The sequence below is a fragment of the Mycobacterium sp. genome (assembly GCF_052144515.1).
In the GTDB taxonomy this organism is placed as follows: Bacteria; Actinomycetota; Actinomycetes; order Mycobacteriales; family Mycobacteriaceae; genus Mycobacterium.
This window is the reverse complement of sequence record NZ_JBKQQD010000542.1, coordinates 1-10,774: the sequence shown is the minus strand read 5'-3', so window position 1 is coordinate 10,774 and position 10,774 is coordinate 1. Positions and strand designations below refer to the sequence as shown.

15 protein-coding genes are annotated in these 10,774 nt (G+C 65.3%); 2 read left to right on the top strand and 13 right to left on the bottom strand.

The genetic code is table 11. The features are described from left to right. Positions 1 to 992, top strand: a 992-nt coding sequence (locus ACLP9N_RS36790) for a hypothetical protein (protein ID WP_442412007.1), incomplete at its 5' end; no start/stop codon positions are given. A 325-nt stretch (positions 993 to 1,317) separates the two neighbouring features. Here the strand turns inward: ACLP9N_RS36790 and ACLP9N_RS36785 are convergent. Further along, positions 1,318 to 1,599, bottom strand: a complete 282-nt coding sequence (locus tag ACLP9N_RS36785; protein ID WP_442412006.1) for a hypothetical protein — start codon at positions 1,597 to 1,599, stop codon at positions 1,318 to 1,320. A 146-nt stretch (positions 1,600 to 1,745) separates the two neighbouring features. On the opposite strand from ACLP9N_RS36785, the gene ACLP9N_RS36780 reads away from it, so the two are divergent. Then, positions 1,746 to 1,907: a hypothetical protein gene (locus tag ACLP9N_RS36780; protein ID WP_442375486.1), complete on the top strand. Its 162-nt coding sequence runs from the start codon at positions 1,746 to 1,748 to the stop codon at positions 1,905 to 1,907. A gap of 127 nt (positions 1,908 to 2,034) precedes the next feature. On the opposite strand, the gene ACLP9N_RS36775 is transcribed toward ACLP9N_RS36780, so the two are convergent. The 12 genes from ACLP9N_RS36775 to ACLP9N_RS36720 form a co-directional block, all read right to left on the bottom strand. Next, a complete protein-coding gene (locus ACLP9N_RS36775) occupies positions 2,035 to 2,691 on the bottom strand; it encodes a DUF3800 domain-containing protein (protein ID WP_442412005.1) in 657 nt (218 codons plus the stop codon). A gap of 29 nt (positions 2,692 to 2,720) precedes the next feature. After that, on the bottom strand, positions 2,721 to 3,716 hold the full coding sequence (locus ACLP9N_RS36770; protein WP_442412004.1) for a hypothetical protein: 996 nt from the start codon (positions 3,714 to 3,716) through the stop codon (positions 2,721 to 2,723). A 293-nt stretch (positions 3,717 to 4,009) separates the two neighbouring features. Then, entirely contained in the window at positions 4,010 to 4,237 is a 228-nt protein-coding gene (locus ACLP9N_RS36765) for a hypothetical protein (protein WP_442412003.1), read from the bottom strand. 594 nt (positions 4,238 to 4,831) lie between these two features. Further along, complete coding sequence (locus ACLP9N_RS36760) at positions 4,832 to 5,227, bottom strand: P27 family phage terminase small subunit (protein ID WP_442412002.1); 396 nt, start codon at positions 5,225 to 5,227, stop codon at positions 4,832 to 4,834. Between the two features lie 549 nt (positions 5,228 to 5,776). Further along, complete coding sequence (locus tag ACLP9N_RS36755) at positions 5,777 to 5,983, bottom strand: hypothetical protein (RefSeq protein ID WP_442412001.1); 207 nt, start codon at positions 5,981 to 5,983, stop codon at positions 5,777 to 5,779. Positions 5,984 to 6,118: 135 nt separating this feature from the next. Continuing rightward, the gene (locus ACLP9N_RS36750; RefSeq protein WP_442412000.1) at positions 6,119 to 6,439 is read right to left on the bottom strand and encodes a hypothetical protein; all 321 of its coding nucleotides are present in this window, start codon (positions 6,437 to 6,439) and stop codon (positions 6,119 to 6,121) included. Between the two features lie 39 nt (positions 6,440 to 6,478). Beyond that, positions 6,479 to 7,528, bottom strand: coding sequence for an HK97 family phage prohead protease (locus tag ACLP9N_RS36745; protein ID WP_442411999.1), 1,050 nt, complete (start codon positions 7,526 to 7,528; stop codon positions 6,479 to 6,481). A 46-nt stretch (positions 7,529 to 7,574) separates the two neighbouring features. Then, positions 7,575 to 8,177, bottom strand: a complete 603-nt coding sequence (locus ACLP9N_RS36740; protein ID WP_442411998.1) for a hypothetical protein — start codon at positions 8,175 to 8,177, stop codon at positions 7,575 to 7,577. Further along, complete coding sequence (locus ACLP9N_RS36735; protein WP_442411997.1) at positions 8,174 to 8,494, bottom strand: hypothetical protein; 321 nt, start codon at positions 8,492 to 8,494, stop codon at positions 8,174 to 8,176. Before ACLP9N_RS36735 ends, ACLP9N_RS36740 begins: the two co-directional genes overlap by 4 nt. A 178-nt stretch (positions 8,495 to 8,672) precedes the next feature. Beyond that, complete coding sequence (locus tag ACLP9N_RS36730; protein WP_442411996.1) at positions 8,673 to 9,848, bottom strand: AAA family ATPase; 1,176 nt, start codon at positions 9,846 to 9,848, stop codon at positions 8,673 to 8,675. After that, positions 9,848 to 10,165, bottom strand: coding sequence for a DUF2742 domain-containing protein (locus ACLP9N_RS36725; protein ID WP_442411995.1), 318 nt, complete (start codon positions 10,163 to 10,165; stop codon positions 9,848 to 9,850). The genes ACLP9N_RS36730 and ACLP9N_RS36725 overlap by 1 nt, the downstream gene beginning before the upstream one ends. Beyond that, positions 10,162 to 10,774, bottom strand: a 613-nt coding sequence (locus ACLP9N_RS36720; protein ID WP_442411994.1) for a hypothetical protein, incomplete at its 5' end; no start/stop codon positions are given. The genes ACLP9N_RS36725 and ACLP9N_RS36720, both read right to left, overlap by 4 nt.

Sequence of the window (10,774 nt, the reverse complement as noted above, 5' to 3'; positions counted from 1 at the left end):
CTCCAGGCGGCGCCGGCGGAATCGCCAACGGCCAGGGCGGCGCCGGCGGCGGCGGCGGCAACGCCGCCGGGTCGGGCAGCGGCGGTCACGGCGGGGCCGGCGGTGACGGCGCCGGCATTACCCCCGGCGGCCAGGGCGGTGCCGGCGGCGCGGCCTCCACCGCCCAGGCGGCCGGCAACGGCGGGGCCGGCGGCACCGGCGGCTTCGGCGACCCCGGCGGCAAGGGCGGCACCGGCGGTACCTCTGCGGACGGCAACGCCGGGGCGGGCGGGGCCGGCGGCACCGCCACTGCGGGCGACACCGGCGGCCAGGGTGGCGCCGGCGGTGCGGCTGACGGCACTCAGGCAGCCGGCACCGGTGGGGCCGGTGGCACCGGCGGCACCGGCGGCCCCGGCGGGGCCGGCGGCTCCGGCGGCAATGAAACGAATTCCGCGGGGACCGGCAACGGCGGGGCCGGCGGGGCCGGCGGGGTCAGCACGGCCGGCGGGGCCGGCGGCCAGGGCGGCACCGGCGGTGCGGCCTCCGCCGGCGCGCCTGGCGGAGCGGGCGGCAGCGGCGGCAACGGCGGCACCGGCGAAGGCGTTCCGCAAGCCCACGGCGGGGCCGGCGGCAACGCCGCCGGGTCGGGCAACGGCGGTAACGGCGGGGCCGGCGGCAACGCCGGGGCCGGCGGGGCCGGCGGGGCCGGCGGCACTGGCGGTGTCGGCAGCCCCACTCAGTCCAGCGGCGACGGCGGCACTGGCGGCAACGGCGCCAACGGCGGCACCGGCAGCACCGGCGGCGGCGGCGGCAACTCCCAGACACCCGGACCCAGCAGCGTCGGCGGCTTCGGCGGCGACGGCGGCAGCGCCGGCGGCGGCGGCGGGGTCGGCGCTGCCGGTCAGGCCGGGGCAAGCGGCGGCGGCGGGGTCGGCACCGGCGGCACCGGCGGCCCCGCCGGCACGCCCGGCGCCGCCGGCACGCCCGGCAGCCCCGGCACCCCCACCCCGTGATGCCCGGCTAAGACGCGGCTAAGGTCGGCTAAGGCAGGTCGGCCACCCCGGCGTGGTTGCGGTGGCCGTGGCCGAGCCGGTCAGGTCGGCTAACACCGACTAACACCGGCGGTCATCAACGGGGATCGACCCGTCCACACCGAGGTCGCCGATGCCTGCCGGCAGCATGGGCCACTCCACGACGCGGGGTGAAACGTACGTAGGCCCAGCACCGCCACTGGGATCACGCCCACACGCCGCTGAACCGGCGTGCATCGCGGTGTACTTTTCCACGGCGCCAAGGGTTTCCGCGTTCGCGCATGCGCGGGTGGGTGTCGCGCGGAGCCTACGCGTTGGTGTCCGTGCGCCACGCATCGGCGACCTGCGCACCTACCGCGGCGGCCTCGCCGGTGAGCTCTGGAGTAGAAGCTGCGGTCCATCGCCGATAGCCGCCGCCCTCGGCGGTAACGGCGGTGCCGGCGGTAACGGCGGGGCCGGCACTGCCGCCGCCGGCCCCGGCGGCCAACCTGGCTACGACGGCTCCCCCGGCCCCGCCGACGCCGACGGCCGACCCGGCAGCTGAGACCGGCCGCGGCAAGTCGGCCACCACGGTCGTCGGGCCCGCCACGGGCAGGCCCGGATCGACGGGCTGGCCGCCGACAGCATCTAGACGGTGGTCAGTCCGCTGCTTAAAGACCGACCTGTTAGCAGGGGGTCGTTACCCGGCTGGCGGGGTGAATTGCGGCGCTCCAAGCAAGCGGGCACGCTGCCGGGATGCGAGCCCTCGACGTCATCGCCTCAGAGTTGCGGCTACTCGCTGCTGTGCGTCGAACAGCCGCCGAGGTGGGCGCGCCGGCGCCGCGGATCGGGCCGGTCGACCAGCTGCTCGACGACTGGCTGAGTGGGTCAGGTTGGATCGGCGCGCTGCGCTGGTAGCCCCTGTGGATGGGCGCGCCGAACATCACGGGTGTAGTTTCTGTCTGAGGTGTGTGGCACACTGGCGAGTGCCGGTGACAAGACGCCCAGGGGGTGTCTTCCCCGCGAAAGCGGGGATAATCGGCACTTATACTTTTCGGCCCCAGGGCAGGAAGACGCTCTGCAGCGTGGGCTGCACGCAGGGCGTGAACCATTGGCAAGGTCTGCCCATCAAACTGCGGTGAACTGCCCATAATCCGTAGTCGGCCACCTGTAGCCCCCATGAGGTGCTCGAGTTCCAGTTGCACAGGTAGATGACTCGGCTGACCTGTGAACATACGTCCTTGATGGCGGCCTTCGCTTGCGCCCGTCGGCCCGAAGTCGCGATGGAGCCAACGATTACGTAGAGGTCGTCGTTGATGTTGGACACCTGGAGGGCGATTTCCTTGAAGTGGAGGTACCAGGCCATTTTGTAGAGGTACAGCTCGCCTTTTTGCTTCACAGACGGGTAGGCGCTGGCTTTAGCCAAGAATGTGGTGTCGAATCGAGGTGCTTGTTCACGAATCAGGTCGAACATCTCGTTTTTGGTTTGCTTGGAGTCGTCCACCGCGTGGAAACCTTTTGGCAGGTGTAGACCTCGAGTCTCGAGTTTTGCACGCAGTTGCAGGCCACCGAACAGGTGCTCGCCGTGATTCTCCCGAAAGACGGCCGTCCCGAAACCGAAGTAGTCGCTAGCGCCGGCCTTGCCGGCCGGTGCGTAGTCGAGGTTGCCGGTTTCGTCGGCGTACATGTAGACGGCGGTCACTTGGGGGGACTGCTTTCTTGGTTAGGCGGTCACACTTCGGGGGTGTGGTTGGGTGATTCGGGCTGCTCCGATGTCTCGGTCGTGTCGTCGTAGGCGGCCGCGGCGGCGGCGGCGTAACCGTCGAGCAGGTCGACGGCTTTGAAGAAGAAGTTGCGGTCGAAGCCCCGGAGTGTGATTGGGCTGACGTTGACGCACAACCGCATGGTGCCGCCTGTGCGCAGGTTGACCACGATGTCGTCCTCGACGCCCCCGGTGGTCGGCCGTTCGCGCTGCTGCCCTGACCCGGGTGTGTTGGGCGTTTTCTTCTTCGGCTTAGACCGCGGCTTGGACTGGCCAGGGGCACCAGATCCCGACCGCGTCTTCGGGAAGTTTGCGCTCAACTCGATATCGGCCATACGGGCCGCATGAAGGAAAAACGTGATCGCCTTCCGGCGCGTATCTGCCGACGCGATGCTCGGATAACTATTACGGAAGGCGTCTTCCAGGTCCTTGGTCGTTCCGTGGTCGCCAGATACCCGCATAGGCTCGGTGTAGCTCGTCGTCACCATCTTCGCGAGGATAGATTTGCGCTGTTCGTCGTCGGCTGCAGTTAGCTCCTCGAGAAGCGGGAGCACCCGATTTTCGTCGTCGACCAGCCCAAACGATGTCAGTGCCAGTGTGAGGTTGAACTGGTCAGTGCCCGACTTGGAGGACATCAGCGAGCGATCGATACGCGGCGGTAACGGCTTCGTGCTCAGCTCGGCAATGAAGTTCCAGAACGTCTGGAACGACATATACGGCGGCTTGAAGGACTCGTCAGATGTGTCCATCGCCAGTCTCCTTACGGCAACGTGCTCAACTTTCTGCCGTAAGTCTGCCATAACTTTCTGCCGCAATGCAAATGCCACAAGATAGTTCTTCCGCTGCGTCTTGGCAGTAGTGATGATGGGACTATGAACATTCAGCGCGGAGACCTTGTTGACGCCACGACCGCCAGCGGGGCAATCGTTCGAATGCGGGCAATAGGAAAGCCGATGCAGGGCCACAATTTTCCAGTTGTGTGGGTATGTACCCAACCCGAGTGGGACCGGGCGATCTCGGCGAACGACGAGCCAGACGGAATACCGTGGCCGCTAGATGCGGTCCACGAGCTAGCTCAGTCGCACTCCGGATAGCGTTACCCGCTCATTCATCGTGGTCCGCAGGCAGATTGGCTGGCGTACTGCATGCGGCCATGTGGTCATGGCCCGTTGGGACTGGGACGGGCCCGTTCACCCAAGCGCTCCCCGGTGTGCCCTCGGGGGACCTGGAAGCCCACCAGTTGCTCGGAAGATGGTGTTCACCGGCCGATGCCCAGAATGTCCAGCTCTTTCTTGATGGCCGCGTTGATGTCCGGCAGGCTGCTCGAGCACGGGAGGCTGTTGTCGGCTTGGACGCAACCCTGCGGCGCGGGGGCACACGGCCCACCGTCAGGTGCGACACACGCCGGGTCGGCGTGCACCGGCGCGGGCGCGGCGAATGCGACGGCGCCGACGGCGAGGATTGAGGCGATCAGCGTTCGGAACATGGGAGCCTCCCGGTTCCGTGGTTGAATACGACGGGATCGAACACCGTGACAAACTCGTCTATCGTCCCGTTACGATCTGCCGAACCACTTGCGTAATCGGTTGCGAAAGTTGACCGGTGGCGGGCGGATGCCGATCACACCACTTGATGCTTACTCTACGCCTCATCGCCGACGGCCAGGTGACAATTTCCTCGCGCCGAACGACGTGCCGGCTGCGTGGCCGCCCTCCTCAAACTGGCGCTCCAACTGCCGCGCCGCAGCCGCCGCAGAACGCTCGTCGATCTTGGTCAGGACATCCAAAATTAACGGCATCGGTTACACCGTCCCGTCTGCTGCTTTGATGTCGGTCGCGGCGGCACAAACCCCGAATCAGGCGGTGAATTTGCACCACCTGAGCCATCACCTGATTCATCCCTCCACCGCGCATCGAACGAATGCCACGACTCGCCCCGTTCGTCGGCCTCCGCCCACGCCATAACGCGACGCCGCCGCGCATCACGCTTCCGCAACGCCTCCCGGTACTCGCCCTCGGTGTCGTACCAGACACCGTTCAACAGAAACCGCCCGCCCGGGTTCTCCGGACGCCGCAACACCTCAGGCACCCCTCATCGGGATCACCGCCGCCTTAGTCGCCCGAGACCACCTCGTCTGCGCAGCTTTCCGCGCATGCCCCGAGCCCTTGGACGCACCCGCACGATTCGGCATCGACACACCCAGCGAACTCGCCAACCGGTCAAGCATTTTTTCCTCTTCACGGAGGCAAGCCAGCAACGGGTTCGGCCTCGGCTGCCCTACGCTCCCGGATGTCATTAGTGGCTGAGTCGCCAGCTCCGCCTGGATCTGGTCGCAGCGATCCAGCACGGCGCACAGCTGATGCAGCAACTCCGATTCGACCCCGTCCAGCACGTAACTCCGGTGGACTTCCCGCCACAACGCCCTACCGCGAGGCCCCAATCCGGTTGGAGCACGGGGGATCTGAGATCCGGCCATTCCTGCCTCGATTCGTGAATTCCGTTGTCTATCAGTCTATTTCGTGATGTCCCTCGGTCTGAAAGTTGTTGTGCGCGTTAGACTTTTTCAAAATTCGATTGAGCATCGCATACACCGCGAGGAAGTTGACCGCCCCGGGCGACTGATCTTGATTGCAAAGAAAACTGGATTATGCCACTGACCAGCATCGATGCCGCCACAGCAAACCCCTGGCGTTTGCTGGCCGACCTGCCTTGACCTGCGGTTATAGCAAAACCTAACATGTGTTCGGAACGGATGTTAGGTTTACCATTTATCCTCACCATTATTTCGCCGCGTCCTATCCATTGTTTCTATCCACGCTATTCACGCTTATAGTAATTCCTTTCACGCGGGAATGGTCGCTAATATCGAATTGACCATTCTTGCGCCATTCTCCTTCAACGCGGCGGGCGGCGCGGCTGAGCTTGACCGCGCCGCCTGCCGGCCGCTGCCCGGGTGCGGTCGACGCTCGCCGTTGAAGGGGGCGGCGGACGTTGACGCTTCCGTGCGCGAACATGGGGCGCACACCTAGCCGGTCGTGCTGAGGCTGCCGTGCGGCCCGGGCTCGGGATACGTGAACTTCGACGGCGACACCCGTGGTTGACGGGTGTCGGGCTGTACCTGCGGGACACCGTCACCGATCACCGGCGTGTCGCTGTCGGCCTTGTCTCCGGACCGCGCCTGGTCGAGGTCGAGCGGCCAGTCATGGCCTTCGGGTGGTACCTGTGCACCCATTCGCTTACTCCTTCGTCGTTGTTTGGGCCCGGCGGGCGGTGTTGTGGAGATCGCCGCCCGCCGGGCTTCCTGTGCCTACCCGTTTCCACCGATGACGACCTCGTCCATGAGCCGAGCGCATCCGGGCAGACCAAGTCACATGTTGAACGCGCGGTGCAGCAATTCCGCGCGCTCGGCGGGGTCCATTTTCTTGTCACGCAACTGGTCGATCGGATCCTGCGGTGTCAACTCCGCGATCCTGGCGCGGATTTTCGCTAGCTCCTTGGGTGGCGGAATCTGGCCATCCTTACCGAGGTCGCCGCCGCCCTCTTGGGCCGTCCCGTTCATGAGCAGCCGCAACCCGAACACCTCTGGCACGTCCACCAGCGCGCCTCTGTACACGCTGACACAGTCGCCTCCGGCGGCTGGGATCCCGCAAAAGCTGCCGCGCACATCTTTTCTCATCCTCACCAGCATGGTGTTCCCTTCGTCGTTGTTCTGTTGCGCCGCAGCGGATTAATGCCACGCCGCCCTTTTGGCGTGGAGGTATAGCACCCGTCGCCGGTATTCCTGGTCGATGGCGACGTGCCGCGGTACGCACAGTTCGTCCAGGCGGGCTCCGGCTTGCGCAGTGGTCAACGTGCGCGCTGGGGCGCCGCCGTCGATGTCGCTACGTTCGAAAAGCCTGCGCAGCTCGCCTTGCGCGGCAAGCGCCTTCACGTCGGCAATCGGGGCGCCCATGTGCCTCGATAATGAGCGGAGGGCGGCGCTGGTTTTTGGGTACGCCGCTTGGCTGGACACCGGTGCGACATCAATGATGGTTGCGGACAGCAGGGTTCGCACCGGGTTCCCGCTGCGGTATTCCCATTCGTCTCTGGCATGAGCGAAGGCGAATGACGAGGAATGGATATCTTGACGGCGGGTCAGCTCTAGAACGTCCTCGCGGTGTAGCGGGACGTCAACTGAGTAGTCTAGGCCGCGCGAATCGACCGCCAGCGTAAGGGTTTTGGCGAAGGTCGTCCCGAGCAGATGGAAAGGATCATGGTCCCAGCGAGCAACTACCTCAGGCCAGCCGGCGGCTTGGCTCTCGTCGAAGAAGCCGGGGTCAATTTGTTCAAATCCGAAAGCGAGTTTGCGGCTCATCGTGTTGAATGTTGCGGCGTAGCCGCCGATTACGCGGCTGCCGTCACCGGAGCGCAGCTCCACGCGCGAGTTGGTGAAGGAGCGTTCCAATGAGCTGGTGCTGTCGTCGTCGGTGGACGCACTGCTGCCGGCCAACTCTTTGAGATGATCCGGTGGTGTCATCCCGACCTGGGCATACGCTTCGATCAGTTTGCGTGCAGCCGCCGCGCGCTGGCCACTGCTGATGTCTTTGACCTGGTTTAGCCTGCCTGCCGCCGCCGCGAGGGCGCCCCGGTTGAGGGCGCCGTCAGGGTCTTTGATGGGCAGGGCGAAATTGTTTTTATTGGTGCGGTCGCCGCCTCGATCAATCAGACAACTTCGGCGCCACTGCTCGATCGAGAATCGGGCGGCCGATCCGTCCCAGGGCTTATCGGTTGTCGCCATGCTTTCTCCCTTGTCCTCTGCTTAATTGTAATGCCCTCGGCCTAATTCACTGCCTATGGCGAAGACTGTTCCACCACCGGCGCAGGAGGCCACGGCACCGTTTCTGTGAATGGTTACTCGCGTCAGTTGGCGCGCCGACGTGGTTCAAATTACGAGCGCGCTGGTAATTTGCGGTGTCCTCATCAGGTGGCCCATTTGGGACACCTGGCATGTACCGGATTACCTTGTCTGCCTCCACGACCACATAGACCTGAGGCAATGCGATGGTTGCCTCGTCGACGTGATGGTGTTCAGTAAAGGCTGTCAAGTGGATATCCCCGATGCGCCATAGCCAGTTGTATCCGGAGATTTGCAGGACGATCGGGGTATCTGGATCGACGTCGGCTAGGGCGGCGGCCAGGACGGCGACCGTGCAGGCGGGGCCGGCGATCGGGGCGCCCGCGGGGTCAGTCATGACCCCAACGTCCAACGGTCCGCTGCCGTATACCGCGTCCAGCACCTTTCTCTTGCCGCCGGGGTTGGCGGTGGTCTTGTGCTGCTGCCATGCGGTTGCCTGGCGCTGTTGGCGGATGCGCTGGGCCCGGCTGGGTTTGCGTTGCGGTTCGACGCGGGCGGTGGCGGGAATGAGCCTCGGCTTTTTGGCGGTCATGCTGCGCTCTCCTGTTCGTAGTTGTCCCATATGGCCAACTGGCGGGCGATGATGCCGAGATCCAGTGGCAGCTCGTCGCGGTCCCGCTGCTCGCAGTACATCGCGAGGTCGATCTGGCGTTCGACGAATCTGAGGCCGGCGCCGCTGCGGTCGGCGAGCAACAGCGCGGTGATCTCGAGCAGGCCGTCGGCGATCTCACGCCAACGGTCGTGGCATTCGGTACCGACGAGCTGTTCGGCGTGGCTGTCGTATTCACAACGGGCGAGGACCAAGCGCCACATTCTTGAGGAGTTGCCCAGGTGTTCGGCGCGGCTCATTGGGTGGCTCCAACCGGTGCCATCACGTCCTGGTGTGTCTTACAGACACACCCAGGAACGTGATTAAGGGCCGTGTGATTAGCGTGATTACTCATGTGATTACTTTCGGCCCGAAAACCCGTGTGATTTCTCTACCTGCGGTTTTGCAAAACGCGTGATTACTCCGTGATTACTTTTTTCAGCCATCCGAGCCACCCTCGCCGAACAGTGACGGGTCCACGAACTGGGACGGGTCCACGCCGGGGAGCAGCCAAACGGCGGGCCGCGCATTTTTGCCGCCGCCTTTGGCGCCGTCGATGCGGGTGAAGGTTGTCGGCACGAGGTCGTTGAGCCGGCGGACGGCTTTCTGGATCTGCGCGCGGCTCGGGTCGTCCGTCTCGTAGATGCCTGCGGCGGCCTGTTTGGCGGTGATTTTGCCGCCGCAGGCTTCGGCGAGCGCGTAAACGCTGACGTGGTGTTCGATGGTGAGCACCCCGGCGCGCTGGTTGTGCAGCAGCCGCCACGGCCCGACTTCGTCGGCGGGCGCGCGAACGTGTCTGAAGCCGACGATGGGGTCGCCGGGTTCACCGGAGAGCAGGATGATGCTGCCGGTGCCGTTGGCGATCCACGCGGAGCCGTAAATGTCGGCGACGTTGGTGGGCGCCTTGCCGCCGGCGCCGCGTTTGACGGTGTGGTGCTGCTCGGCGAGTTGGCGGCGGTGCGCGAGCAACTGTTGGCGGGCCCGGTTGTATCCGGCGCCGACTTCGTCTTCGGATAGTCCGATGGCGGCGTCTTTGATCGAGTCGAGGTAGACGGTGTCGGCGACGGCTTTCTCGGCGAGCGCGTTGAGCAGGCCGGGGTTTTTGGCGATGTCGGCCGGGGGTGGGCCTCGCCAGATCACCAGCCGCTCGGCGAGGACCTGGCGTTGCGCTTCAGTGAACAACCGGCGGGCGGCGCGGGCGATCTGGGCGGGCCGGTCCATCGCCAGGTACAGAATTTTGCCGGGCCGTTCGGGCACCGGCAGACCGAGCACGAGGCCGTCGCCGACGCCGAGCTGGGCGTGCATCAACTGGATGGCGAGTGTGGTTTTGCCCAGGCCCATCGGCCCGGCGATCATCAGCGACTCGTCCTCGGCCCACAGCACGTCGTTGCCGTGGCCCCACAGGGTGGGGATGGTGGCTGGTTGGTCGAGGATGAAGGTGGCGCCGTCGATGAACGTCCAGCCGGGGTCATCAGTACCACGGTCCTGATTTGGGTCGTCATCGGGTGGGTTATCGGGCGGCGGGACATCCCAGTAAGGGTCGTCGTCGAGGGGCTGGCCGTCGCGGTCGACCCATTCGGTGTCGGGGTAGTCGGTGCCGTAAACGAAGTCCATCAGACGACCTCCCGCCTCAGCCAGGGCCGCGCGGTGTAGAACTCGCCGAGGTCTTTGATTTCCTGCGACACGGCCGGCCAATCGACCGCGCTAGACACCGAGCGGCTGGCCTCGCAGCGGGCCTCCTGGCATGAATCCATCCGTAATGCCCAGTGCTGAGCGCCGTCGAGCAGCGCAGCCCACTTTCGCGGATCATCGTGGGTCAGGCTGCACCAGGCCGGCGTGCCCAGCATCGGCCGGTCGTTGGCTTGATTGAGCACGGGCATGATGAACTCGCGTACCGACCACCACGACACCTGCCGGGATGACGTACTCATTCGTCCTCCCACCCATCGGCGATGCGGGTCAGGACCTCGCGCTCAGACGCCTCGGCGATCTTGGTAAGCCGCAACGACTCCGGGTCGATCCACGACTCGATTGCGTCACGCACCAGATCGCGCAGCGTCGAGGCAGGGATGGCGTCGACCTCCACCGACTCGCCGACGAACTTCGCGGCACGGGTGTCGGATTGCTTCGTGGGCCGCGTCGGCAGAGCCAGTTCGGTGATCTGCTCGGGGGTGACGGCGATCTGCTCGAATGTCACGTCGATGCCGTCGTCGACGAACTCGCGCAGCTTGCGTTGGATGTCGTCCCAGGCGGCGACCCCGCTCGGATCGTGGTCACCGAGCTGATAAATGACGGCCGGGCAGCCCTCATCGTTGATGTCCTCAGCGGTTTCATAGAGGAACGTCTCGGAGCTGAAACCGCGCGAGATCATCAGCGGCACGTCGTATTCGACGGTGATGGGTGAGACGACACCGCGGATGGCGTCCTTCTCGGTCCACACCTCGACATGCAAACCCTGGTCGATCCACAGGTCTTTGCGGTACATGCGGGCGGTGTTCTCAAGTGCCGCTTGGGCGCTGGAGAATGTTCGCGGTTTGAGG

What these genes read in the sequence shown, in the direction of transcription:
- ACLP9N_RS36780 (WP_442375486.1), top strand. Translation starts at nt 1,746, where the DNA reads ATGCGAGCCCTCGACGTCATCGCCTCAGAGTTGCGGCTACTCGCTGCT.
- ACLP9N_RS36765 (WP_442412003.1), bottom strand. Translation starts at nt 4,237, where the DNA reads ATGTTCCGAACGCTGATCGCCTCAATCCTCGCCGTCGGCGCCGTCGCA.
- ACLP9N_RS36760 (WP_442412002.1), bottom strand. Translation starts at nt 5,227, where the DNA reads ATGGCCGGATCTCAGATCCCCCGTGCTCCAACCGGATTGGGGCCTCGC.
- ACLP9N_RS36755 (WP_442412001.1), bottom strand. Translation starts at nt 5,983, where the DNA reads ATGGGTGCACAGGTACCACCCGAAGGCCATGACTGGCCGCTCGACCTC.
- ACLP9N_RS36750 (WP_442412000.1), bottom strand. Translation starts at nt 6,439, where the DNA reads ATGCTGGTGAGGATGAGAAAAGATGTGCGCGGCAGCTTTTGCGGGATC.
- ACLP9N_RS36745 (WP_442411999.1), bottom strand. Translation starts at nt 7,528, where the DNA reads ATGGCGACAACCGATAAGCCCTGGGACGGATCGGCCGCCCGATTCTCG.
- ACLP9N_RS36740 (WP_442411998.1), bottom strand. Translation starts at nt 8,177, where the DNA reads ATGACCGCCAAAAAGCCGAGGCTCATTCCCGCCACCGCCCGCGTCGAA.
- ACLP9N_RS36735 (WP_442411997.1), bottom strand. Translation starts at nt 8,494, where the DNA reads ATGAGCCGCGCCGAACACCTGGGCAACTCCTCAAGAATGTGGCGCTTG.
- ACLP9N_RS36730 (WP_442411996.1), bottom strand. Translation starts at nt 9,848, where the DNA reads ATGGACTTCGTTTACGGCACCGACTACCCCGACACCGAATGGGTCGAC.
- ACLP9N_RS36725 (WP_442411995.1), bottom strand. Translation starts at nt 10,165, where the DNA reads ATGAGTACGTCATCCCGGCAGGTGTCGTGGTGGTCGGTACGCGAGTTC.